Annotated in this window: 23 protein-coding genes; 14 read left to right on the top strand and 9 right to left on the bottom strand. The window is 74.5% G+C overall.

Going from position 1 to position 22,170, the window contains the following annotated elements:
• The first annotated feature begins 109 nt into the window (after positions 1-109).
• The 7 genes from FHS22_RS09030 (at position 110) to FHS22_RS09060 (ending at position 5,520) form a co-directional block, all read left to right on the top strand.
• Positions 110-1,639 carry a cobyric acid synthase gene (locus FHS22_RS09030; protein ID WP_184940065.1) on the top strand — a complete coding sequence of 510 codons (1,530 nt, stop codon included), beginning with the start codon at positions 110-112 and terminating at the stop codon, positions 1,637-1,639.
• The gene (locus FHS22_RS09035; protein WP_184940067.1) at positions 1,636-1,845 is read left to right on the top strand and encodes an SHOCT domain-containing protein; all 210 of its coding nucleotides are present in this window, start codon (positions 1,636-1,638) and stop codon (positions 1,843-1,845) included. The genes FHS22_RS09030 and FHS22_RS09035 overlap by 4 nt, the downstream gene beginning before the upstream one ends.
• A gap of 34 nt (positions 1,846-1,879) precedes the next feature.
• On the top strand, positions 1,880-2,164 hold the full coding sequence (locus FHS22_RS09040) for a rhodanese-like domain-containing protein (RefSeq protein WP_260407806.1): 285 nt from the start codon (positions 1,880-1,882) through the stop codon (positions 2,162-2,164).
• On the top strand, positions 2,161-2,451 hold the full coding sequence (locus FHS22_RS09045; protein ID WP_338047669.1) for a sulfurtransferase TusA family protein: 291 nt from the start codon (positions 2,161-2,163) through the stop codon (positions 2,449-2,451). The genes FHS22_RS09040 and FHS22_RS09045 overlap by 4 nt, the downstream gene beginning before the upstream one ends.
• Before the next feature lie 161 nt (positions 2,452-2,612).
• Positions 2,613-3,530, top strand: a complete 918-nt coding sequence (locus FHS22_RS09050) for an ABC transporter ATP-binding protein (protein WP_184940070.1) — start codon at positions 2,613-2,615, stop codon at positions 3,528-3,530.
• On the top strand, positions 3,511-4,311 hold the full coding sequence (locus FHS22_RS09055) for an ABC transporter permease subunit (protein WP_184940071.1): 801 nt from the start codon (positions 3,511-3,513) through the stop codon (positions 4,309-4,311). Before FHS22_RS09050 ends, FHS22_RS09055 begins: the two co-directional genes overlap by 20 nt.
• Positions 4,312-4,371: 60 nt before the next feature.
• A complete protein-coding gene (locus FHS22_RS09060; RefSeq protein WP_184940073.1) occupies positions 4,372-5,520 on the top strand; it encodes a PucR family transcriptional regulator in 1,149 nt (382 codons plus the stop codon).
• Positions 5,521-5,527: 7 nt separating this feature from the next.
• Here FHS22_RS09060 and FHS22_RS09065 read toward each other — a convergent pair whose 3' ends face one another.
• Positions 5,528-6,811, bottom strand: a complete 1,284-nt coding sequence (locus FHS22_RS09065) for an MFS transporter (RefSeq protein WP_338047670.1) — start codon at positions 6,809-6,811, stop codon at positions 5,528-5,530.
• Positions 6,812-6,878: 67 nt separating this feature from the next.
• Here FHS22_RS09065 and FHS22_RS09070 point away from each other — a divergent pair, with 67 nt between their 5' ends.
• The gene (locus FHS22_RS09070) at positions 6,879-7,505 is read left to right on the top strand and encodes a helix-turn-helix domain-containing protein (RefSeq protein WP_184940074.1); all 627 of its coding nucleotides are present in this window, start codon (positions 6,879-6,881) and stop codon (positions 7,503-7,505) included.
• Positions 7,506-7,595: 90 nt separating this feature from the next.
• Here FHS22_RS09070 and FHS22_RS09075 read toward each other — a convergent pair whose 3' ends face one another.
• From FHS22_RS09075 to FHS22_RS09100, 6 genes are all read right to left on the bottom strand, one after another.
• Entirely contained in the window at positions 7,596-8,555 is a 960-nt protein-coding gene (locus FHS22_RS09075) for a quinone oxidoreductase family protein (RefSeq protein WP_184940076.1), read from the bottom strand.
• A gap of 132 nt (positions 8,556-8,687) precedes the next feature.
• Positions 8,688-10,562 carry a serine/threonine-protein kinase gene (locus FHS22_RS09080; RefSeq protein WP_184940077.1) on the bottom strand — a complete coding sequence of 625 codons (1,875 nt, stop codon included), beginning with the start codon at positions 10,560-10,562 and terminating at the stop codon, positions 8,688-8,690.
• Positions 10,563-10,633: 71 nt separating this feature from the next.
• The gene (locus tag FHS22_RS09085) at positions 10,634-11,776 is read right to left on the bottom strand and encodes an ABC transporter ATP-binding protein (protein ID WP_184940079.1); all 1,143 of its coding nucleotides are present in this window, start codon (positions 11,774-11,776) and stop codon (positions 10,634-10,636) included.
• Complete coding sequence (locus FHS22_RS09090; RefSeq protein ID WP_184940080.1) at positions 11,773-12,645, bottom strand: ABC transporter permease; 873 nt, start codon at positions 12,643-12,645, stop codon at positions 11,773-11,775. Before FHS22_RS09090 ends, FHS22_RS09085 begins: the two co-directional genes overlap by 4 nt.
• On the bottom strand, positions 12,633-13,529 hold the full coding sequence (locus FHS22_RS09095; protein ID WP_184940081.1) for an ABC transporter permease: 897 nt from the start codon (positions 13,527-13,529) through the stop codon (positions 12,633-12,635). The genes FHS22_RS09090 and FHS22_RS09095 overlap by 13 nt, the downstream gene beginning before the upstream one ends.
• Positions 13,529-14,692, bottom strand: a complete 1,164-nt coding sequence (locus tag FHS22_RS09100; RefSeq protein ID WP_338047671.1) for an ABC transporter substrate-binding protein — start codon at positions 14,690-14,692, stop codon at positions 13,529-13,531. Before FHS22_RS09100 ends, FHS22_RS09095 begins: the two co-directional genes overlap by 1 nt.
• Positions 14,693-14,977: 285 nt before the next feature.
• On the opposite strand from FHS22_RS09100, the gene FHS22_RS09105 reads away from it, so the two are divergent.
• Positions 14,978-15,733, top strand: coding sequence for a GntR family transcriptional regulator (locus FHS22_RS09105; RefSeq protein ID WP_184940084.1), 756 nt, complete (start codon positions 14,978-14,980; stop codon positions 15,731-15,733).
• A gap of 74 nt (positions 15,734-15,807) precedes the next feature.
• Positions 15,808-16,077 carry a DUF6504 family protein gene (locus tag FHS22_RS09110; RefSeq protein WP_184940086.1) on the top strand — a complete coding sequence of 90 codons (270 nt, stop codon included), beginning with the start codon at positions 15,808-15,810 and terminating at the stop codon, positions 16,075-16,077.
• A 39-nt stretch (positions 16,078-16,116) separates the two neighbouring features.
• Here FHS22_RS09110 and FHS22_RS09115 read toward each other — a convergent pair whose 3' ends face one another.
• Both FHS22_RS09115 and FHS22_RS09120 read right to left on the bottom strand, forming a co-directional pair.
• Positions 16,117-16,800: a DUF4328 domain-containing protein gene (locus tag FHS22_RS09115; RefSeq protein WP_184940088.1), complete on the bottom strand. Its 684-nt coding sequence runs from the start codon at positions 16,798-16,800 to the stop codon at positions 16,117-16,119.
• A 66-nt stretch (positions 16,801-16,866) separates the two neighbouring features.
• Entirely contained in the window at positions 16,867-17,517 is a 651-nt protein-coding gene (locus FHS22_RS09120; protein ID WP_338047672.1) for a response regulator, read from the bottom strand.
• Between the two features lie 152 nt (positions 17,518-17,669).
• On the opposite strand from FHS22_RS09120, the gene FHS22_RS09125 reads away from it, so the two are divergent.
• From FHS22_RS09125 to FHS22_RS09140, 4 genes are all read left to right on the top strand, one after another.
• Complete coding sequence (locus FHS22_RS09125) at positions 17,670-18,437, top strand: ABC transporter ATP-binding protein (protein ID WP_425567302.1); 768 nt, start codon at positions 17,670-17,672, stop codon at positions 18,435-18,437.
• Positions 18,434-20,485: an FtsX-like permease family protein gene (locus FHS22_RS09130; protein ID WP_338047673.1), complete on the top strand. Its 2,052-nt coding sequence runs from the start codon at positions 18,434-18,436 to the stop codon at positions 20,483-20,485. Before FHS22_RS09125 ends, FHS22_RS09130 begins: the two co-directional genes overlap by 4 nt.
• 74 nt (positions 20,486-20,559) lie before the next feature.
• Positions 20,560-21,063 carry an RNA polymerase sigma factor gene (locus tag FHS22_RS09135; RefSeq protein ID WP_184940093.1) on the top strand — a complete coding sequence of 168 codons (504 nt, stop codon included), beginning with the start codon at positions 20,560-20,562 and terminating at the stop codon, positions 21,061-21,063.
• A complete protein-coding gene (locus tag FHS22_RS09140) occupies positions 21,060-22,142 on the top strand; it encodes a hypothetical protein (RefSeq protein WP_184940094.1) in 1,083 nt (360 codons plus the stop codon). Before FHS22_RS09135 ends, FHS22_RS09140 begins: the two co-directional genes overlap by 4 nt.
• The last annotated feature ends 28 nt before the right edge of the window (positions 22,143-22,170 follow it).

Consider the following 22,170-nt stretch of genomic DNA (forward strand, 5'->3'; position numbering starts at 1 on the left):
CGGGCGTGCCGCCGGGCCCGGTGCCCCGGCGCCCGGATGCTTCCCGGCCGGGGCGCGGCGGAGCCCGGCGCCGATGGGCGGTGACCGGCGGGAGCGGGGGAGAGAAGGCATGAGAGGCGCACTGCTGGTCGCCGGGACGACCTCCGACGCGGGCAAGAGCGTCGTCACCGCGGGGATCTGCCGCTGGCTGGCCCGGCGGGGGGTGAAGGTCGCTCCGTACAAGGCGCAGAACATGTCGCTCAACTCCTTCGTCACCGCCGACGGCGCCGAGATCGGCCGGGCCCAGGCGATGCAGGCCGCCGCCTGCGGGCTGGAGCCGAGCGCCGACATGAACCCGATCCTGCTCAAGCCGGGCAGCGACCGGCGCAGCCAGGTCGTGGTCATGGGCAGGCCGCTGGCCGACGTCGACGCGATGGAGTACTGGCAGGTCAAGGAGCACCTGCGGGAGATCGCGGTGGGCGCGCTGGAGCGGCTGCGGGACCGCTACGACGTGGTGGTCTGCGAGGGCGCGGGCAGCCCCGCGGAGATCAACCTGCGCCGGGGCGACATCGCCAACATGGGCCTGGCCCGCGCCGCGGACCTGCCGGTCGTCGTGGTCGGCGACATCGACCGCGGCGGCGTCTTCGCCTCGCTGTACGGGACGGTGGCGCTGCTGGAGCCCGCCGACCAGGCGCTGGTCGCCGGATTCGTGGTCAACAAGTTCCGGGGCGCGCGCGAGCTCCTCGAACCCGGTCTCGACATGATCAGGGATCTGACGGGCCGGGAGGTGTACGGCGTGCTGCCCTGGCTGGACGGCCTCTGGCTCGACGTCGAGGACTCCCTCGCCCTGGACAACCGGCCCGCCGCCCCGGCGCGCACGCCGTACGGCAGGCAGACCCTGCGCGTGGCCGTGGTCAGGCTGCCGCGCATCTCCAACTTCACCGACGTCGACGCCCTGGCCTCCGAGCCCGGGGTGGTCGTGCGCTTCGTGACCTCCCCGGCGGAACTCGACGACGCCGACCTGGTGGTCCTGCCCGGCTCCCGGGCCACGGTCGCCGACCTGGCCTGGCTGCGGGCCACCGGCCTGGCGGACGCCCTGCCCGGCCGGGTCGTCCTGGGCATCTGCGGCGGCTACCAGATGCTCGCCCGGAGCATCCACGACGACGTCGAGTCGGGGGCCGGACGGGTCGAAGGGCTCGGGCTGCTGCCCGCGACGGTGGAGTTCGCCGCGGACAAGACGCTGGGCCGCCCGGTCGGCAGCGCGTACGGCTGCCGCGTCGCCGCCTACGAGATCCACCACGGCGTGGTGACCGCCGAGGGCGGCACCCCCTTCCTGGACGGTTGCCGGGAGGGGACCGTCTGGGGCACCACCTGGCACGGGGCGCTGGAGAACGATGACTTCCGCCGTGCCTTCCTGCGTGAGGCGGCCGCCGCCGCCGGCCGCGACTTCACGCCCGCGCCGGGGACCTGCTTCGCCGCGCTGCGCGAGGAGCGGCTGGACGCCCTCGGCGACCTGATCGAGCGGAACGTCGACACCGATGCCCTGCTCCGCCTCCTGGAAGGCGGAGCGCCTCAGGGTCTTCCGGTCCTGCCGCCGGGCGGTCCCCTCCACGAAGCCCCGAATTTTTCGCAGAATGGGGATATGGACGGTGAAAGATGATCACCCGGCTGGTCCTGGTCCTCTTCGTCATCGCCGTGGTCGCCGCGGTGGTCCTCGGCGTCGCGCTCGTGGTCCACACCTCCCGCAGCAGGCGCAGGGCCGTCCTCGACGACCCCCGGGAGATCCTCAGGCGCCGCTACGCGGCCGGCGAGATCGACGAGGACGAGTACCTCCGCCGCATGTCCGGCCTCTCCCCGGACTGGTGACGGTGGAGACCGCGGTCCGAGCCGCGAGGAGCTGCTGGCGCGCATCCAGGCCGGGGACGTCACCGTCGTCGACGTGCGCCCGGTCGAGGAGTACGCCGCCGGGCACATCCCCGGGGCCCTGTCGGTCCCGCTGGAGCGGCTGGCCGACCGGCTGGCCGACCTGCCTGCCGACGGGCGGATCGTCGCCTACTGCCGGGGCGCCTACTGCGTCATGGCGCACGAGGCGGTGCGGGAGCTGACCGCCCGCGGCCGGAACGCGGCGCGCCTGGCCGACGGCATGCTGGAATGGCGCCTGGCAGAGCTGCCGGTCGCGTCGTGAGCGGGTCCGCCGGCGGCGGGCCGGTCGTGCTGGACGGCGGGGACCGGCGGTGCGTGCAGCTGCTGATGGAGCTGCGCCGCCTGACCGGGGACCTCGCCCCCGGAACCGTCGTGCACCTGATCGCCGCCGATCCGGCCGCGCCGATCGACCTGCCCGCCTGGTGCCACCTGACGGGTCACGCCTACCTCGGCCCGGTCGACGACCACGCGCCCCGCGCGGCCTACGGCATCGCCGTGGCCGCCCGCCCCCGCGCCACCGCCGCCGACCGTCCCTGGCACCACGGCTGACACGCCGGGGACCGGCGGCTCGGCGCGTCCGCCCTCCCGGCCGTCCGCGCACGGCACCCCGCCGGGAGGCGGGACGTTTCCGGAAGCGGGAAACGGGCGCGGGACCAAGTGTCGGGAACAGGTCATGGTCCGGAGGTCCGGCGGGGGAGCACCATCGGGGCATGACAGCGGTAGTTGAGACCGAGGGACTCACGAAGTTCTACGGCAGGCGCCGGGGGCTGGAAGATCTCGACCTGGAGATCCGCCCCGGAGAGGTGTTCGGGTACCTCGGCCCGAACGGCGCCGGCAAGACGACCACCATCCGGCTCCTCCTCGACGTCATCCGGCCCACCCGGGGTCGGATGAGCGTGCTGGGGACGGACCCCCGGGATCCCGCCGTGCGGGGCCGGATCGGGTACCTGCCGGGGGAGCTGGCCCTGGAGGGCAGGGAGAAGGCGAGCGAGTACCTCGCCTTCCTCGGCCGCGTCCGGGGCGGCGTGTCCCGGGACCGGATCGCGGTGCTCGCCGATCGGCTGGACGCCGACCTCTCGGTGCCGATGGGCAGGCTCTCCAAGGGCAACAAGCAGAAGGTCGGGCTGATCCAGGCCTTCATGCACGAGCCGGAGTTCCTGATCCTCGACGAGCCGACCGGCGGCCTGGACCCGCTGGTCCAGCAGGAGTTCCTCGCGATGGTCCGCGAGGTGCGCGGCAGCGGGCGGACCGTGCTGATGTCCTCCCACGTGCTGGCCGAGGTGGAGAACGTCGCCGACCGGGTCGGCATCGTCCGGAGCGGCCGGCTGGTCGCGGTCGAGGACGTCGCGGCCCTGCGGGAGAAGGCGGTGCGCCGGATCGAGCTGCACTTCGACGCCCCGGTGCCCCGGGAGGACTTCGAGGGACTGCCGGGCGTGCGGGACCTGAGGGTGGAGGGGGCCTCGGTGAGCTGCACGATCGACGGCCGGCCCGACGCACTGGTCAAGGCGGCGGCGAGGTTCACCGTGGTGCATCTGGTCAGCGCCGAGCCCGACCTGGAAGAGATCTTCCTGACCTACTACAGCGAGAGCGAAGAAGAGGAGGGGCGCCATGCCCGCGCTGGTGTCTAAGGGCCTGCGGGACTACCGCAGGTCACTGGTCCGCTGGACGGTCGGCATCGGGGCGTTCTTCGGGCTGTACCTCTCGTTCTACCCGAACATCTCCCAGAACCAGGAGATCTACGGCCCGCAGGCCCTGGCCAAGTTCCCCGGGGCGATGCGCGACCTGATGGGCGGCATGCAGGACTTCACCTCCGGGGTCGGCTACCTGCACAGCGTGGTCTACCAGCTCTTCGGGCCGATGCTGTTCGTCGTGTGCGCGGCGATCCTGGGCAACCGGGCGATCGCGCAGCCGGAGGAGACCGGCACGCTGGAGCTGACCGTCACGCTCCCGGTCGACCGCAGGCGGCTGGTCTTCGAGCGCTTCGCCGCGCTGGCCCTCGGCCTGCTCGGCGTCGCGGCCGCGACGTTCCTGTTCGCCTGGGCGCTGTCCGCCGCCGTCGACATGGACGTCGCCTCCGGCCGGATCCTGGCGGCGCACACCGGCGTCTTCCTGCTCGGCCTGTTCTTCGGCGCTCTCTCCCTCGCGGTCGGCGCGGCCACCGGGCGCAGGGGGCCGGCGATGGCGGTCGTCGGGGTGGTCGCGGTCGGCGGCTACATCGTGGAGACCATGGGCAGGAACGTGGACGCGATCTCCTGGCTGCGGTGGGTCTCGCCGTTCCACTACTACCTGGACGGCCGGCCCCTCTACCAGGGCTTCCCGGTGGGGGACTACCTTGTGCTGGCCGGGGCGACCGTCGTGCTGCTGCTCACCGCGATCCTCGCCTTCGACCGGCGTGACGTAGGAGTCTGATATGAGATCGCAGAAGTCGGCATGCGATCGAAGGGAAGCACAGGGATCGCAGAAGTCGGCATGCGATCGAAGGGAAGCACAGGGATCGCGGCGGCCGGCGTGCGATCGAGCGGAGGGGCGGTGGCGGTGAAGGTGCCCGGTGACCTGCTCGGCGGGCACCTCCGGGTGCTGGGTGAGGCGGTCGCCAGCGGGCGGCCGCCCGGCCGCGAGGCGCTGGACGGGTACCGGACGTCCGGGGCACGGGCCGCCGAGCTGGGTGTGCCGCTGCGGGACCTGGTCGACGCCGCTCTGGCCATGGCCGAACCGGTCGGGCGGAACGGGGCGGGACCGGGCGGAGACACCGGTACGGCGCTGCTCCCGGTCCTCCGCCGGGCGGTCTACGCCCTCATGGAGGGCTACGAGAACGCTCAGCGGCTGGCGATCCGGCAGGAGGAGGCGGCCCGGCGGGAGTTCGTGGACGACCTGCTGCACGGCCGGGCCGACCGGCTGGCCGAGCGCGCCGAGCACTTCGGCCTGCGGCTCGCCGAGTCCTACGTGGTCGTGGTCGCCCGCCCGGCCGGGCCGGGCGGGCTGCGGGACGGAGGTCCGGCGGTCCGGCGGATCGAGGAGGCGATGATCACCCGGTTCGGCTCGCACAACGTGCTGATCGCGGTCAGGGACGGGCTGCTGGCCTGCGTCGCGCCGGGCACGCTCGCCGCGGCCACCGGGGAGTTCACCCACCACGTCCGGCAGGCCTTCGAGCCCGGCTGGCGGGTCGGGGTCGGGCGTCCGCACCGGGGGCCCGGCGGGGTGGTCGCCTCCTACCGGGAGGCCGGGAACGCGATCGAGCTGGGTGACCGGCTCGGTCTGCGGGCCGCCGTGCTCAAGGCCGCCGACCTGCTGGTCTTCCCCGTGCTGCTGCGCGACCGGGAGGCCATCGACGACCTGGTCACGACCGTGCTGAGCCCGCTGCTGACGGCGCGGGGCGGGCCGGAGCCGCTGCTCGGCACGCTGGAGGCGGTCTTCGAGGTCCAGGGCAACCAGGCCGCGGCGGCCCGCAAACTGGGCATCAGCACCCGGGCGGTGACCTACCGGCTGGAGCGCATCCGCCGCCTCACCGGTTTCTCTCCCGACGACCCCACCCAGCGCTTCACCCTGGAGACCGCCGTCCTGGGCGCCCGCCTCCTCGACTGGCCCGCCCAGCCCCTCGCCTCGCAGGGCCGGGCCTGACCCGGACTCAGGCGGTCGCGGGCCGGGGCTCGGCCGCGGCCGCGGTCTCCGCCTCGGCCTCGGCGGCGGCCACCGAGCGGGTCGTGACCGTCCGCGAGACGAGGAGGATGGTGAGGACGCACAGGGCCGCGGCGGCGCAGAACACGGCGGGCAGTCCGGCCGCGGTGGCGAGGATCCCGCCGGCCGCCGCTCCCAGGGGCCTGGCCCCCATGCCGATCAGGCGGACGGTCGCGTGCACCCGTCCCATCAGCTGTTCGGGGATGAGCCGCTGGCGCAGCGAGACCAGCAGGACGTTGGAGACGGCGTTGGTCACGCCGAGGAGCACGGCGGTGACGCCGATGGCGGTGACGCCGATGGCGGGGACGGTGGGGGCGAGGACGGGCACGAGCAGCAGGAGCCCGTTGACCACGTTGACCGCGATCATCGTCCTGGCCTGCCCTGCGCGCCGGGCCAGCCGTTCGGCGGCCAGCGAGCCCGCGATGGCGCCGAGCGCGAGGGCCGCCGAGAGGAGGCCGTATCCGGCGGGGGTGAGCCCCACGCGCGACTCCGCGCCGACGACCCACAGGACGAATACCGCGAAGTAGGCGTCGTTGGCGAAGTTGAACACTCCTGAGAAGCCGGCCAGGCTCCGCAGCACGCGGTGGTTCCACAGGTACCGCAGTCCTTCGGCGATGTCGGCGCGGAGCGGACCGGTGGAGGGGGTCTGGACGCGGAAGCGCCCGCGCATGCCGAGCAGGGCGAGCCCCGCCGCCGCGTAGAGCAGGGCGGGCGCCCCGAGGGTGGCCGCCGCGCCGAACGCCGCGGTGCCGCCGAGCCCGATCAGGACGCCGGCGAGCGGGCCGCCGAGGAAGTTGTTGCCGACGGTCTGCGCGGCGACGAGCTTGCCGTTGGCGTCGGTGAGCCGGTCGCGCGGTACGGCCATCGGCACCGCCGCCTGCGCCGCGCTGTCGGCGAAGACCTCGCCCGCGCCGAGCAGCAGGACCCCGGCCAGCAGCACGGGCAGGTTCAGCATCCCCTGCCAGGCCGCCAGCGCCAGCACGGCCAGCGCGCCCGTACGGGCCCAGGCCGCCGCGACCATCATCCGCCGCCGGTCGCGCCGGTCGGTGAGCGCTCCCGCGTGCAGCGAGAACAGCAGCCACGGAAGCGTGGTCGCCATGGCGACGAGGGAGACCAGGAGCGGTGACCGGGTCAGCGTCACCGCGATCAGGGGCACGCCCGTGAGCACGATCCCGTCGGCGGTGTTGGAGAGTCCGGCAGAGGTCCACAACCAGCGGAAGGGTCGTCCGGGCACGGTCGCCTCCGGTAACGTGTAAAGAGAAGTGTGCAAATGTTCCTTTGCAAAGATATGGCTGCATGCGATGGACGACAAGACCCCTGACACCGGTGGTCCACCGGCCCGCGAGCACTCCGTCCGCGAGCTGGACGCCTCGGCGATCAAAGGACTCGCCCACCCGGTACGGCTCCGCCTGCTGGAACTGCTGGACGACCACGGCCCCGCCACGGCGACCCAGCTCGCCGCCCGGACCGGGGAGAACACCGGCTCGACGAGCTACCACCTGCGCCGGCTCGCCCGGCACGGCTTCATCGAGGAGGCCCCGGAGCGGGGGAAGGGCAAGGAGCGCTGGTGGCGGTCCCGGTCGTTCGGGTTCGACGGGGACCGGTTCCGCCGCGACCCCGACACGGCGCAGGCCGCCGAGTTCGTGCTCGCCGAGCTGGTCCGCCAGCGGAGCGCCGACCTCGCCCGCTGGCTGGAGGAGTCGCTGAGCACGCCGCGCGAGTGGACCGAGGCCACCCTCGACCTGCGCAGGGTCATGCGCCTCACCCGGGAGGAGCTCGCCGGGCTCGTCCGGGAGGTCTCCCAGGTGATCGACGCCCACCACGCGAGGGCGGAGGACAGGGACGAGGACGTCCCGGACACCGCGCGCGTCATCGTCACCTTCGACGCCTTCCCCGTCGGCCTCGCCCGCCGGGAGGCCGGGGAATGACGTACGGCCGCCGCCTCACGGGAGAGGCGGCGGCCGGGCCGGTGCGGGAAGGCCGGGCGGCCGGGGCGCGCGGCGGCCGTACGGAAGGGGTCAGGGGATGAGCAGGAGCTTGCCGGCCGTACGGCGGGCCTCCAGGTCCTCGTGGGCCCGGGCGGCGTCGGCGAGCGGGTAGCGGCGGGAGACGTGCACCCGGAGCCTGCCCGCGGCCAGCCAGCCGAAGATGTCGGAGGCCCGCCGGGCGAGCTCGTCCTTGGTGGCGATGTAGGAGCCCAGGGTGGGGCGGGTCAGGAACAGGGAGCCCTCCCGGGCCAGGAGCTGCGGGTCGACCGGCGGGACCGGACCGCTGGCCTGGCCGTACAGGGCCATCATGCCGCGCGGGCGCAGTGCGGCGAGGCTCTCGTCGAAGGTGGCCGCGCCCACGCCGTCGTAGACGACGTGCACGCCGGAGCCGGTCAGGTCGCGGACCGCTTCGGCGAAGCCCCGGTAGCGGAGGACCTCGTCGGCGCCGGCCTGGCGGGCCAGCTCCTCCTTCTCCTCGGTGGAGACCGTGCCGATGACCCGGGCCCCGCGGAGCTTGGCGATCTGGGTGAGCAGCAGGCCCATGCCCCCGGCCGCGGCGTGCACCAGCACGTCGTCGCCGGGTTTCACCTCGTGCACCGAGTGGGTCAGGTAGTGCGCGGTGAGCCCCTGGAGCGTCACGGCCGCGGCGAGTTCGGGCTCGACGCCCTCGGGCACCAGGAGCAGGTGGGAGACCGGCACGACGGCCTTCTCGGCGTAGCTGCCCATCACGTTCGCCCAGGCCACCACGTCGCCGACGGAGACGCCCTCCACGTCCTCGCCGACCGCGGCGACCGTGCCCGCCCCCTCGTTGCCGGGGACGAAGGGCAGCGAGAGCGGGTAGCGGCCCATCCGGTGGTAGACGTCGATGAAGTTCACGCCGCTGGCGGTGACGTCGACCAGCACCTCACCGGGGTTGAGATCGGGCTCCGGGCAGTCGGAGTACATGAGGACCTCGGGACCGCCGGTGGCGGAGATGACTATGGCGCGCATCTGACGGGCTCCTTCGCTCGGGCGAGTTCGGTCTTTCCCAACTGGGAGCCGATCATTCGTTGTTCCCGCCCGGAGCGGGGAGGCCCGGGACGGCGCGGCGGCGGAACCTCCGCGGGCGCCGGGGACGAGGGGTCAGGGCTGTTTCTTCGCGGTGGCGGGGCCGTGCAGCGTGAAGTTGTCGTAGGCCGTCTTCAGGACGGCGCCGCTCTTCTCCTCGACTCGGACGATCATTCCGACCTGGCCGGTGGGCAGCGGATTGTCGTCCAGGACGGAGTGCACCCGCTTACCGTCGACCCACATGCTGAGGCGCACGCCGTCCTGGCCGCCCGCGCACTCGATCTGGAGCCGGACGGGCTTGCCCTTCTCCAGTTCCAGCTGGACGGGCTCGCTGAGGTCGCCTCCGGCGCTCTTGACGGTTCTGCGGATCCGGGCCTTGCCGGAGGTGTCGATCAGGAACTCGTACCGGGTCGCGTCGGTGATGTCCTCGCCCCGGCAGAAGAGCCCGTACTCGCCCGCGCCGGAGCTGCCGGTGCGGACGGTGACGTCCGAGCCGAGCAGGAGCCGCGCCGGGATGGCGGGAGTGGGGCTGACCGAAGGGTCGGGAGTGGGGACGGGCGTGGGGGAGGGATCCGTCAGGAAGGGGACGGGCGCGTCGATCCGCCCGATCCGGTTGTCGGCGTTCACGTCGATCGCGTAGTAGCCGCCGGACGTGTAGCCGTAGCCGTACCCGTTCTTCTCGTCGTACTTCCCGCCGGGCCAGTCGTTGCTCTGGGTGAAGTCGTCCTGGTAGAGCAGGGTCAGATCCTGCGGAGGACCGCCCGAGGTGAGCGCGAAGTAACCGCCGACCGCGCAGGCCGTCACGACCAGGGCCGCGATCGCCCCGCCGATGACGGCCTTCTTCTGCCGGGCGGCGCCGGCTCCCGGCCCGGCGGGACCGCCGCCCGAGACGTGCGTCCGCGGTCCGGGGGCGGGGGCGAGCGTCTCCCCGGGCGGCCAGGCGGAGCCGGGCCCGGTCTGCCCGAGCAGGTCGGGGCGCATGCCGGGCGGCACCGCCCCGGTCCGGCCGGGCTGTCCGGCGACCCCGGGCACGGCGTGCGCGGCCGGTCCGGCCCCCGGCCAGGCAGCGGTCTCGCGGAGCGTGGGCGGGCTCTGCTGCCACACCGTCTGGACCGAGTGGGCGGCCTGCTCGGGGCCGGCCGAGCGGCCCACCAGGTGGTCGAGGACCTGCTGGGAGGTGGGGCGGCGGCCCGGATCCTTGGCCATGGCGTAGCCGACCAGCTCGCGCAGGGCGGGTTCCATGCCCTCCAGCACGGGCTCGGTGTTGAGCACCTGGTAGAGCACCGCGGGCAGGGCCTCCCCGCCGAACGGCGCCCGCCCGCTGGCCGCGAAGGCCACCAGGCAGCCCCAGGAGAACACGTCGCAGGCGGGGGAGACCGGCTCGCCGCGCAGCACCTCCGGCGCCATGTAGCGGGGGGTGCCGACGATCTCGCCGGTCCCGGTGACCCCGCTGAGCGTGTCGAGCGCGCGGGCGATACCGAAGTCGATCACCCGGGGGCCGACCGGGGAGAGCAGCACGTTGGACGGCTTGAGGTCGCGGTGCACGACTCCGGCGCCGTGGATCGCGGTCAGCGCGGTGGCCACGCCGACCGCGAGCGCGTCCAGGCTGGAGCCGCGGAGCGGGCCGCCGGACCGCACGGCCTCCTCCAGGTTGGGGCCGGGCACGAACTCGGTGACCACGTACAGCTGGTCGCCGTCGAGCGCCGCGTCCAGCACCGCGGCCGTGCAGAACCGCCGGACCCGCCGGGCCGCCTCGGCCTCCCGGCGGAACCGCATCCGGAACTGCTCGTGCTGGCTGTACTCGGAGTTGATCACCTTGATGGCGACCTGCTGCCTGTCGGGGGCCTCGCCGAGGTAGACGGTGCCCATGCCGCCCCGGCCCAGCCGGCTGAGCACTCGGTACTGTCCGATCTGGAGGGGTTCACCCGGACTGAGGTTGTTCACCGTCATACCTGCCGCTTGTGCCGTCACGTGAGGGCTCAGCCTACCGAGATCTTCCCGGTGGGCGGCGGCCGCGGAGCTCATCCGACGCCGGCGGGGTCCTCCGCCCCGGCGGGGACGCGGGTCGCGGGGGCGACCAGGACGGGGCGGTGGACGAGGGCGACGGTCACCGGGGTGCCCGGCGCGAGCCGTACCGCGTCGTGACCGGGGACGTCGGCGAGGAGCTCCGCCTCGTCGGGCGGGCCGTCGAGGCGGATCCGGAGCCGGGCCGAGGAGCCGCGGAACGAGGAGGCGACGACGAGTCCCCGGCCCGCGTGCTCCGGGGCGCCGGACCCGGGCGCGGGAGGAATCGCGCCGGACCCGGGCGCGGGGCCGGGGGTGACGAGTACGGCCTCCGGGCGGACCAGCACGTTCACGCCGGGGCCGTCCGGGACCGGGCCGTCCACCGGGAGGGTCTGTCCGAGGACCGCGACCGTGTCCCCGGACAGGCGGCCGGGGATGTGGTTCATCGTGCCGACGAACTCGGCCACGAACGGGGTCGCCGGGCGGTCGTAGACCTCGGCGGGCGGCCCGACCTGCTCCAGCCGGCCGGCGCGGAGCACCGCGACCCGGTCGGCGACGGAGAGCGCCTCCTCCTGGTCGTGCGTCACGAAGATCGTGGTGATGCCCAGGTCGAGCTGGAGCCGCCGGATCTCCTCCCGCAGGGTGACGCGGACCTTGGCGTCCAGCGCGGAGAGCGGTTCGTCGAGCAGGAGCACGCGGGGCTCCAGCGCCAGCGCCCGCGCCAGGGCGACGCGCTGCTGCTGGCCGCCGGAGAGTTCGTGCGGGTAGCGCCCGCCGTGCTCGGGCAGGCCGACCAGTTCCAGCAGCTCGGCGGCGCGGGCGTGCCGCCGGGCGGCGGGCGCCTTGCGCACCCGCAGGCCGAACGCCACGTTGTCGCGGGCGTTGAGGTTGGGGAAGAGGGAGTAGGACTGGAAGACCATGCCCGCGTCCCTGCGGTTGGCGGGCAGCCGGGTGATGTCCTTGCCGTCGATCAGCACGCTTCCCGCGTCGGGGTGCTCGAAGCCCGCCACGCAGCGCAGCGCCGTGGTCTTGCCGCAGCCCGACGGGCCGAGCAGCGCCACCAGCTCGCCGGGTTCGACGGTGAGGTCGAGCCCGTCCAGGGCGACCGTGCGGCCGAACACCCGGCGCAGCCCCCGGAACTCCACGCCAGAGGTCTTCATGCGGTGTCCTTCTTCCGTTTGGCGCCCGCGCCGGACAGGGCCAGCAGCAGCAGCCAGGTGAGCAGCAGGCTGAGGATCGAGACGGCCACCGAGAGCCGCCCGTTCGAGCCGGAGACCGTGACGATCCAGACCGGGAAGGTCTGGTAGCCCAGGAGTGCGGCGACGGTGTACTCGCCGAGCACCAGGGCGAGGGTGAGGAACGAGGCGCCGGCGAGGGCGGACCTCAGGTTGGGGACGATCACCCGCAGCAGCACGTGCGGCCACGAGGCGCCCAGGTTGCGGGCGGCCTCCACGAGCGTGCGCACGTCGATCGCGCCCAGTCCGGCGTCCAGCGACCGGTAGGCGAACGGCAGCGCCAGCACCGCGTAGGCCAGCACGAGCACCACCGGGAACGTCTCGTCCTGGATCGCGATCAGCGTCGCCCAGAACGGCGTGGCGGCCAGGTGCTCCGGTCCCCAGCGCAGCACGGTGCTGATCCCGGTGACGAAGGTGATCGGCGGGACGACCAGCGGGAGCGTGCAGATCACCTCCAGCACCGGCCGGAGGCGGGGCGCGCCGAGCCGTACGGCCAGCAGCGCGGGCAGGGTCAGCGCCAGCACCACCGCGATCGTGGCCGCGGCCAGGGCGAGGGAGAGCAGCATGCTCGTGGCGAAGCCCTCGGCGCCGAGGATCTCCGCGTAGGTGGACAGGGAGAAGCCCCGCTCCTCGCTGTGGACGGTGAACCAGAACGAGGCGCCCATGGGGACCAGGAAGTAGAGCGCCGCGGCGCCCAGCACCGCGCCGCGCCACGGGCGGGTGCGCCGGGGGCGGCCCGCGGGGAGGTCCGGCTCGCCGGTCCGGCCGGGCAGGATCGGGGTCACCGCAGCCATCGGCTGCTCCTGCGCTGCAGGGGCAGGTAGACCGCCATCACGAGCCCCGCCACGATGATCATGTCGAGGCTGAGCGCGAGCGCGATGTTCTCGTGGCCGATCAGCACGTCGCCGGTGAGCGCGTCGGCGATCTGCAGGGTGACCAGCGGGACCGTGCTGCCGACCATCGCCCGGGCGGTGGCGTAGGCCGCGAACGCGCCGCCGAACAGCAGCACCGTGCCGCCGAGCAGCGCGGGGGCCAGCACCGGGACGCCGACGTGCCGCCAGTACTGCCAGGCGGTGGCGCCGCTGTTGCTCGCGGCCTCCCGCCACTGGGCCTTCAGCCCGTCCATGGCGGGCACCATGACCAGCACCATCAGGGGGATGGAGAAGTACAGGTAGACCAGGACCAGTCCCCAGAAGGTGTAGAGGCTCCAGCCGTGGGAGTCCAGCCCGAGGGCCTGGGTGACCACGCCCGAGTTGCCCAGCGTGGCGACCCAGGTGAACGCCAGGGGCACGCCCCCGAAGTTGGCCAGCACGCCGGAGGCGGTCAGCACCGACTCGCGCAGCGCCCGGAACCGGGAGGCGACCACGGCCTGGGCGAGGAAGGCGCCGCAGGCCGCGCCGAGCAGCGCGACCACGGCCGAGAGCTGCACGCTGCTGACCAGGGTGTTCAGGTAGTTGCCCTGGAGGCTCTCCGACAGGTTGGCGGTGCTGAAGGCGGAGGCGCGGGTCTGCGGGTCCCGGACGGTGAAGGCGCCCAGCAGCAGCGCGACCGCCGGGATCCCGAAGGCCAGCGCGGTGAAGGCGAGCAGGGGCACGGCCGCGGGCCAGTCCGCCGAGCGGGTACGGCCGCCGCGGCGGGCGGCGGCCGTACCCGGGGGTTCCCCGGTGATCGAGACCATCAGCCGGCGACCGCGGCGCCCCAGCCGGTGGCCAGGACCTCCTTGGCCTTGCCGACCTGGGCCTCGGTCGGGAACGCCGGCTCGCCCTCGACCGGGGGCAGGTTGGCCTCGGCGGCCTTGTCCACCGTGCCGTCGGCCTGCATCGCGGGCAGCAGCACCGGGCGGGCGAAACCGCCGAGGTAGAGGTTCTGGCCCTCGGGGCTGTAGAGGAACTCCTGCCAGAGGCGGGCGGCGGCCGGGTGCGGGGCGTCCTTGTTGATCGCCTGGGCGTAGAGCTGGAAGTACTTGCCGTCGGTCGGGACGACCGTCTTCCAGTCGAGGCCCTTGTCCGCCATCACGGGGCCGTAGGCGGCGTTGTTGTAGTCCCAGTCGATGCTGATCTGGGTCTCGCCCTTCTCGATGGTGGCCGGGGTGGTCTCCACCGGGTTGAAGTTGCCCGCGGCCTTCAGCTTCTTGAAGAACTCCAGGCCGGGCCCGATGTCGTCGAAGGAGCCGCCGTTGGCCAGCGCCGCGGCGAAGACGCCGCCGAAGGCCGAGCCGGACTGGGTCGGGTTGCCGTTCATCGCGACCTTGCCCTTGTACTCGGGCTTGAGCAGGTCGGCGAAGGTCTCCGGGCACTTGGCGATCTTCTTGGCGTCGCAGCCGATCGAGACGTAACCGCCGTAGTCGTTGAACCAGAGGCCGGTCGGCTCCTTCTGGTTCTCCGGGATCTTGTCCCAGGTCTGCACCTTGTAGGGGGCGAACAGGCCCTCGGCCGCCCCGCTGACCGCGAAGGACTGGCCGATGTCGAGCACGTCGGGGGCGCGGTCCTGGCCCTTGCGGGTCTTCACCGCGTTGATCTCGTCGGCGCTGGAGGCGTCGGGGGTCTCCTCCTCGACCTCGATGCCGTACTTCGCCTTGAAGGCCTCGATGATCTTGCCGTAGTTGGCCCAGTCGTGCGGCAGGGCGATGACGTGGAGCCTGCCCTCCTTCTTGGCGGCCTCGACGAGCTTGTCGAACCCGCCGAAGTCGGCGGCGGAGGTGGCGGTCCTGGCGTCCACCCCGCCGGCGGAGCCGGAGGCCGCAGGCGACGAGGCGGAGGTCTGCGGTGCGGCTCCGCACGCGGCGATCCCCGCCAGGAGGAGTGCGGCCATGCCTGCGGAGCGGATTCGGGATGCGATCACGTTGTCTCCCAGAGGGGGTGTCGCGCAATATGTCACGAAACTAAGCGAACTTGTTCAAACAAGCTAGGCCCAGTGCGTCGGCATCCGGTTTCCCCTGGATGAACGGCCGGAGTACACCGGTGGAATGCGAGAACCCGCGCTTTCTCGGTGATCGATCCTTGCCTAGGGTGGAGCCGGAGCCGACAGGCCGGTGCGCGCAGTGGGGGTGTGCGCCGTGGGGATGTGCGCAGTGAGAGGGCGCGCAGTGAGAGTGCGCGCAGTGGGGGTGTGCACGGTGAGGGAGCCATGACCGCCCGGTACGCACGGATCGCCGCAGAGCTGCGCGACGCGATCACGCGCGGCGGGTACGCCGTGGGCGCGCAGCTGCCGTCGGAGGCCGAGCTCGCCGCGCGCTTCGCCGTCTCCCGCGGCACCGTCCGCCAGGCGGTGGCGGTGCTCGCCGCCGAGGGGCTGGTCGGTTCCCGGCAGGGGGCCAGGCGCATCGTGCTGGGCCGCGAGCGCAGCCAGAGCTTCGCCGAACTGCACAGCTTCGCGCAGTGGGCGCGGGCGGCGGGGCACCGGGCGGGCGGCCGCGTGCTGGCGCAGCGCCGCCGGGGCGCGAGCGCCGTCGAGGCGGCCCGGCTGGCGCTCCGGCCGGGCGAGCCGGTCCTGTCGGTCCTGCGGCTGCGCTCGCTGGAGGGCGAGCCGGTGCTGCTGGAGCGCACTGTCTACGCCGGGTGGATCGCCCCGGCCGTCGAGCGCCTCGACGCCGACTGCGAGTCGGTCACCCGGGCCCTCCACGACGGCGCCGGGCTGGTCCTCGCCTACGGCGAGCACTTCATCGACGCGGTCGCGGCCGGGACCGAGGACGCCCGGCTGCTGGCCGTACGGCGGGGCAGCCCGCTGCTGCGCCAGCGCCGGGTCACCACCACCCCGGAGGGCCGGCCGGTGGAGTGGTCCGACGACCGCTACCGCGCGGGCAGCGTGACCTTCAGCATCCGCAACTCGGTGGACGCCAACCCGCTCGTGCGGCAGGTGGGGGACTTGCGTCCGGCGCGATAAGAACCTATGTTCGACTGGTGAAAGCCCGCCTTCCCCCGGGTGCCCATCCGAAAGCCGCGGGGGGAAGATCCACTGTGAGCAGGCTCTACGGCGATCCGATCGAGGTGTGGACCCGCGAGGGGGAGCCGATCCAGTTCGTCTGGCGCGACCGGCTCTACGCCGTCCGCCGGATCATCGATCACTGGGTGGTCGCCCGCGAGTGGTGGAAGGTCGACGACGACGATCCCGGAGAGCGCCGCTTCTGGCGGGTCGAGGCCAGCCCCGGGCAGCGGCTCGGCACCTACGAGCTGCGCTTCGACACCACGGGCGCCGGCTGGCTGCTGGTCAGGGCATGGGAGTGCTGAGCGCCGCCCCTGCCCGGCGGCGCCCGCCGGTCCGGGCCCTCACTGCGCGGCGGTCTGCGGGACGGGCCGGGGCGCCGGCGCGCGGCGCCGGCGCCGCGCGCCCGCCGTCTGCAACGCCGTGATCTGCCGGACCGTCGCCGCGCAGAGCAGGGCGGACAGCACGACGGCGGCCAGCTCGGCCGGTCCGAGGCCGGTCAGGCTCGCCTCTCCGGGGGAGCCGAGCGCCGGCCGCACCACGACTCCGGCGAGCAGGCCCAGCCAGCTCAGCCACCAGGCGGCGAGCAGCGCCGTCCAGGGACCGCGCTGCCCGGCGGGCGGGCCGCTCGCCCGCCAGAGGCGGTCCAGCAGCACCGGCGGGGCGACGAGGTTGAGCACCGGGACGAACCACCCCGCCAGCGCCCGCGAGGCCCGCAGGCCGGCGTGCCGCTCGGCCCCGGCGAGCCAGACCAGATACGCCGCGGCCGAGGCGGCCGTGGTCGCGGCCGCCAGCAGGACCAGCAGGGCGAAGACGGTGGCCGCGCCGGCGAGGACCTGCGCTCCCGGGGCCTCGGTGTCACCGCCCAGCGCCGCGATCTCCCTGGCCAGCCGCTCGCCCCGGACCGCCTCGAACACGACGAGGGCGGTGGTCGCGGCCACCTGGGCGGCGAGGGCCGCGTAGACGGCCGAGGCGGACCTTCCGCGCGGTGATGCGGACCTCTTGGGCAGGGACGGGGCAGGGCGCATGTGAATCTCCCCCCGGCATGCGCTGAAGGACGTGCCTTTCTTCTATCCCGCCGGGCCCCGCGCCAATCAACCCACCACGCCGGACTCCCATGCCCAGGCGGCGATCTCCACACGGTTCCTTGCCCCGAGCTTTGCCTGGATGCTCCCCAGGTGGGTCTTGACCGTGGACAGCGAGACGAACAGCTCCGCGGCGACCTCCTGGTTGGTCCGGCCCCTGGCCACCAGCCGGACCACGTCGAGCTCCCGCTCGGTCAGCGGCTCGGCGGGCGGGCGGGACCGCCCGGCCGGCGGCCGGGCCAGGTGCTCCAGCAGCCGCACGGTCACCGACGGCGAGACCAGTGCGTCCCCGGCCGCCGCCGCGCGGACCGCCTCGAGCAGCAGTGTCGGCCCGCTGTCCTTGAGCAGGAACCCGGTCGCCCCGGCGCGCAGCGCCCCGTAGACGTACTCGTCCAGGTCGAAGGTGGTGACGATGACCACCCGCAGCGGGTCGGCGGTGCCGGGCCCGGCCAGGATCCTGGTGGCCTCCAGCCCGTCCAGCCTGGGCATCCGGATGTCGAGCAGGCAGACGTCGGGCCGGAGCCGCCGCGCCTGCTCGACGGCCTCGGCGCCGTCCGCCGCGGTCGCCACGACCTCCATGTCCGGCTGGGCGTCCAGGATCATCTGGAAACCGGTCCGCACGAGCTGCTGGTCGTCGGCGATGAGCACCCGAATCGTCACCTGATCGATTCTGCCAGCCGCCGGGTGGGGCCCGGCCATCGGACTTTCGGCCGATGGCCTCCGGGACGGATCGAACGCCCGGCCGATCCGCGGCGGCCTCCCCGCGCGGGAGGGTCGTCGCCATGAATGTCGTTCTCGAAGGATCCGGCCTGGTGAAACGGTTCGGCCCGGCGGTGGCGCTGGCAGGCGTCGGGCTGGCCGTCGGCGGCGAGGCCGTGGCGATCATGGGCCCGAGCGGGTCGGGCAAGTCGACCCTGCTGCACTGCCTGGCCGGGATCATGAAACCGGACGGGGGCGAGGTGCGCCTGCTCGGGCAGCGTGTGGACACGATGCGGGAGCGGGAGCGCAGCGCCCTGCGCCGGACCCGGTTCGGGTTCGTGTTCCAGTTCGGCCAGCTCCTGCCCGAGCTCCCGGCCGAGGAGAACGTCGCGCTCCCGCTCATGCTCGGCGGGGTGCGGCGGGGCGAGGCCGTACGGCGGGCCCGGGAGTGGTTCGGCCCGCTCGGCCTGGGCGGCATGGAGGGACGGCGGCCCGGCGAGCTCTCCGGCGGGCAGGCCCAGCGGGTGGCGATCGCCCGCGCGCTGGTCACCCGGCCCGCGGTGGTCTTCGCCGACGAGCCGACCGGCGCGCTCGACCAGGCCACCGGTCACGACACGATGCGCCTGCTGGTGGAGGCGACCAGGGGCAACGACGCCTCGCTGGTGGTCGTCACCCACGATCCGCAGGTGGCCCGCTGGTGCGACCGCACGGTCGAGGTCCGCGACGGCCGGGTCCTGGCCGGCGGCCCCGCCCGGGACGGCCGTGATCGGGACGGCCGTGATCGGGGCGGGCCGCACGCCGGTCCGGGCGCTCCCGGGCCGTACGCCGGGCACGCCCAGGGAGAACCGGTGACCCAGGTCCTCCCGGGGGCGGACCGGTGAGCGGCACCCTGGCGCTGAGCTGGCGGCTGCTGCGCGGCGGGGGCCGCCGCGGCCTGCTGGGCGCGGGCCTGACCGCGGTGGCGGTGGCGGTCTCCACCATGCTGCTCCTGTTCGCCGTCTCCGCCAACGCGGCCTTCCAGGGCAGGGCGGACCGGGAGGCGTGGCGCAACCCGGTGGCCGCGGGCGAGGGCACGGCCGCCGCGGCCGTCCAGGCCGTCCGCAGGGACTACGTGCGCGACCGGTACGTCACGGTCGTGGACGTCGCCGTGCTGAAGCCCGGGACGGCGCCGCCGCCCGGTCTGGACCGCCTCCCCGAGCCGGGTGAGGTCTGGTTCTCCCCGGCGCTGGCGGAACTCGCCCGCGGACTCCCGGCCGGCGAGCTCGCCGACCGGTTCCCGGAGCGGATCGCCGGGACGGTCGGGGACGAGGCGCTGGTCCACCCCGGCGAACTGGTCGCGGTCCGCGGTCAGGCGCCGGACTCCCCGGTGATGACCGCGGTCGCCGCCGCCGACCCGCGCACCGGGACCGCGCCGAAGCGGGTCGCGGGTTTCACCGGGTCGCCCACGCCCGACGCGCAGGCGTACCAGGCGCTCGCCCTGATCGCGACCGTGCTCATGGTCGTGCCGCTGCTGGTGTTCGGCGGTGCGGCGGCCCGGCTCACCGTGGCCCGCCGCGACCAGCGGCTGGCCGCGCTCCGGCTGGTCGGCGCCACCCCCGGCCAGGTGGTCGCGATGACCGCGGCCGAGGCTATGATCACGGCGGCCGGCGGCGCGCTCGCGGGCGCGGTCCTGTACGGCCTGCTCATCCCGGTCCTCACCCGGATCGAGATCGCCGGAGGCCCCTGGTTCGCCTCCGACCTGTGGCCGGGCGTGCCGTACACGTCGGCCGTCCTGGCGGCCGTGCCGCTGCTCGTCGGCCTGTCCGCCGTGGTGGGCCTGCGCCGGATCGTGGTCAGCCCGCTGGGGGTGGCCAGGCGGGAGACCCCGCCGGCGATGCGCTTCGTCCGGGTCCTCGCCCTGCTGGCGGCACTGGCGGCGGTGCCCGCGCTCGGTGCCGGGGCCGCCGCCGGGGTGGTCGCGGTCGTGCTGGGCCTGGTCTTCCTGGCCATCAACCTGGCCGGGCCGTGGGTGGTCGGGATGATCGGCCGGATCACCGCCCGCACGGCCCGCGGGCCCGCCGGCCTGCTGGCCGGGCGCCGCCTGACCGACGACCCCAGGGCGGCCTGGCGGACCGTGAGCGGTGTGGCCATGACCGGGTTCGTCGCGGGGTTCATCGGCTTCCTCAGCCCGGCGAGCGGCCTGCTCGGCGACGCGGACGCCGCCACGCTGCGTCTGTCCGTCCCCGCGGCCCAGGCCTCCCGGCTGACCGCCGAGGCCCGCGAACGGCTGTCCGCCGCGGATGTGGCGGCCCGGGTCGAGGTCACGGGGGAGGGCGGGCGCAGGATACTCGCCGTCGCCGTCGGGAAGGCGGCCGGAGACGGCGGGAAGGCGGCGCGGGAGGACGACGGGACCTCCGGAGGGCCGGCGCGTGCGGGAGGCGGAGCCGGTCCCGCGCGGGCGGACGCGGCGGCGGTCGACCGGGCCAGGACCGCGCTCGACGGGCTGGTCCCCGGCCGCGGGGCGACCACCGCCGCCGACGAGGACCTGCCCGGCGTCCTGCTGCTGGCGGACATCGGCACCGGCACCGTCGTCGTGCTCACCGTCTCGTTCCTGGTCGCCGTCGTCAGCGCGGGCATCACCGCCGCCTCCTCGGTCCTCGACCGCAGGCAGACCTACGCCCTGCTCCGCCTGGCGGGCACCCCGCTGAAGGTCCTCGACCGGGCGCGCCGCGCCGAGACGCTCATCCCGCTGGCGGTCATGGGCGGCGGCTCCATCGCGGTCGGCGTGTTCTGCGCGCTGCCGTTCTCGGTCTCCGCGGTGAACGCCGGCGGGATGGCCGTCCTGCTGGTCTGCGTGGCCCTCGGCTTCGCCGGGGTGGCCGGTGCGGGGGCGGCGAGCGCCCCGCTGCTCCGGTCGGTCACCGCCGACCCGGCCCCCCGGCCGGACTGAGCCCCTGCTCCGCGTCCGGGAGAATTCTCCCGTCCGGACCGGTAATCGAGGGCTCCGGAGAGGGACTACTGGGTGTGGACGATCCCGAAGCGCGGTTCACCGCGCTGTACGACAGGCACTACCGGAGCGTGCTCGGCTACGCGCTGCTGCGGGCCGAGCGGCAGGCGGCGGAGGACGTCGCCGGCGAGACCTTCCTGATCGCCTGGCGGCGGCTGGACGGCGTGCCGGAGCAGCCGCTTCCCTGGCTGCTCGGCGTGGCCCGCAACCTGCTGCGCAAGCACCACGAGCGCGGGCGGCGGTGGACGACCTCCGCCGAGCGGCTCGCCGCGCTGCTCCCGGAGGGCGACGTGGCCGACGAGGTCTCCGATCGGCGGATGGCGCTGGAGGCGCTCTCCACGCTCCCCGAGCACGAGGTCGAGGCGGTGATCCTGGCCAGCTGGTACGGCCTGGGCCCGGCCGAGGCCGCCAAGGTCGCGGGCTGCTCGGCCCGCGCGTTCTCGGTGCGCCTGCACCGTGCGCGCCGCCGCCTGGCCGGCGCGCTGGACCTCACCCGGACGACCCTGCAGGAGCAGAGATGACGACAGACGAACTGATCGCGGCCCTGCGCCCCGACGACATCCTCGACGAGACCTACCGGCGCCGGCGTGAGGGCGACCTCGCCCGCGCCCTCGCCACCGCCCGGTCCCGCCGCGTTCTCCCCCGCGTCCGCCCCCTGCCGCTGCGGGCCCGCCTGGCGCTGGCGGGTACGGTCGCCGCCGGTCTGGCCGCGGCGGTGGCCGTGCCTGCGGTGACCGGTACGGCGATGCCCGCCGGACCGGGCGGGGGCCGGTCCGCCGGGCAGGCCGGGCAGGCCGCGGAGGTCTCCCCCGGCCCCGCGGCCACGCCCGCCGTGACGCTCGACGCCCGTTCGCTCCTGCTGGCCGGGGCGGAGCGGGCGGCCGCCGAGACCGGGGCGGAGGGCCGCTACTGGTTCGAGCGGACCCGGACCTTCGAACCGCTGGAGTCCGGCGCGGTCGTCGCGCACTCCGACGAGTCCTGGTACGACGGCCGCGACGGCCGCGGGCTGTCCAACCAGGACGTCGTGACCGCCTTCGCCGACCCGGCCGACGAGGCCGCGTGGAAGGAGAAGGGCTCACCGCCCCTGTGGCCGGGGCCGCAGCGGCGCGACTTCTCCCGGCTGGCCCTGAAGTGGGAGATCGGCGGCCGGGCGCTGACCATGGACGAGGTCCGGCGGCTGCCCGGTGACGCGGGGGAGCTCGAGCGGTGGCTGCGCTCGGCGCACCGGAACGAGGGGGGCGGGTCCTTCCCGTCCTTCGTGTTCGCCGCCGCGCGATACCTGCTGTCCTCCCCGGCGTCCCCGGCCACGCGCGCCGCGACGCTGCGGATCCTCGCCGGCCAGCCGGGCCTCACCCTGGAACGGGGCGTCGCTGACCCGCTCGGCCGTACCGGTGTCGCGGTCGCCGCGGACGGCGGGGACGTCCGGCTGACCGTCGACGAGTCCGGGGCGCGGCTGCTGGCCTTCGAGTACGACGGGCCGGACGAGGAGGCGCGCGGCGGCGGCCGGTCCGTCCACCTCCCCTTCCGCAAGGGGTTCAAGGTCGCCTACGAGTCCTCCGGGTGGGTCACCGCCCCCGGCGTCCGCCCCCGGGAGGAGTGACCGCCGGGTCCGGCGCGGCGGTCCGTTA

The sequence above is a fragment of the Thiemannella venezuelensis genome (genome assembly GCF_014203605.1).
GTDB classification, from domain to species: domain Bacteria; phylum Actinomycetota; class Actinomycetes; order Streptosporangiales; family Streptosporangiaceae; genus Planomonospora_A; species Planomonospora_A venezuelensis.

What these genes read in the sequence shown, in the direction of transcription:
- FHS22_RS09090 (WP_184940080.1), bottom strand. Translation starts at nt 12,645, where the DNA reads ATGGCTGCGGTGACCCCGATCCTGCCCGGCCGGACCGGCGAGCCGGAC.
- FHS22_RS09085 (WP_184940079.1), bottom strand. Translation starts at nt 11,776, where the DNA reads ATGAAGACCTCTGGCGTGGAGTTCCGGGGGCTGCGCCGGGTGTTCGGC.
- FHS22_RS09070 (WP_184940074.1), top strand. Translation starts at nt 6,879, where the DNA reads ATGGACGACAAGACCCCTGACACCGGTGGTCCACCGGCCCGCGAGCAC.
- FHS22_RS09105 (WP_184940084.1), top strand. Translation starts at nt 14,978, where the DNA reads ATGACCGCCCGGTACGCACGGATCGCCGCAGAGCTGCGCGACGCGATC.
- FHS22_RS09080 (WP_184940077.1), bottom strand. Translation starts at nt 10,562, where the DNA reads ATGACGGTGAACAACCTCAGTCCGGGTGAACCCCTCCAGATCGGACAG.
- FHS22_RS09095 (WP_184940081.1), bottom strand. Translation starts at nt 13,529, where the DNA reads ATGGTCTCGATCACCGGGGAACCCCCGGGTACGGCCGCCGCCCGCCGC.
- FHS22_RS09075 (WP_184940076.1), bottom strand. Translation starts at nt 8,555, where the DNA reads ATGCGCGCCATAGTCATCTCCGCCACCGGCGGTCCCGAGGTCCTCATG.
- FHS22_RS09050 (WP_184940070.1), top strand. Translation starts at nt 2,613, where the DNA reads ATGACAGCGGTAGTTGAGACCGAGGGACTCACGAAGTTCTACGGCAGG.
- FHS22_RS09115 (WP_184940088.1), bottom strand. Translation starts at nt 16,800, where the DNA reads ATGCGCCCTGCCCCGTCCCTGCCCAAGAGGTCCGCATCACCGCGCGGA.
- FHS22_RS09055 (WP_184940071.1), top strand. Translation starts at nt 3,511, where the DNA reads ATGCCCGCGCTGGTGTCTAAGGGCCTGCGGGACTACCGCAGGTCACTG.
- FHS22_RS09140 (WP_184940094.1), top strand. Translation starts at nt 21,060, where the DNA reads ATGACGACAGACGAACTGATCGCGGCCCTGCGCCCCGACGACATCCTC.
- FHS22_RS09035 (WP_184940067.1), top strand. Translation starts at nt 1,636, where the DNA reads ATGATCACCCGGCTGGTCCTGGTCCTCTTCGTCATCGCCGTGGTCGCC.
- FHS22_RS09030 (WP_184940065.1), top strand. Translation starts at nt 110, where the DNA reads ATGAGAGGCGCACTGCTGGTCGCCGGGACGACCTCCGACGCGGGCAAG.
- FHS22_RS09060 (WP_184940073.1), top strand. Translation starts at nt 4,372, where the DNA reads ATGCGATCGAAGGGAAGCACAGGGATCGCGGCGGCCGGCGTGCGATCG.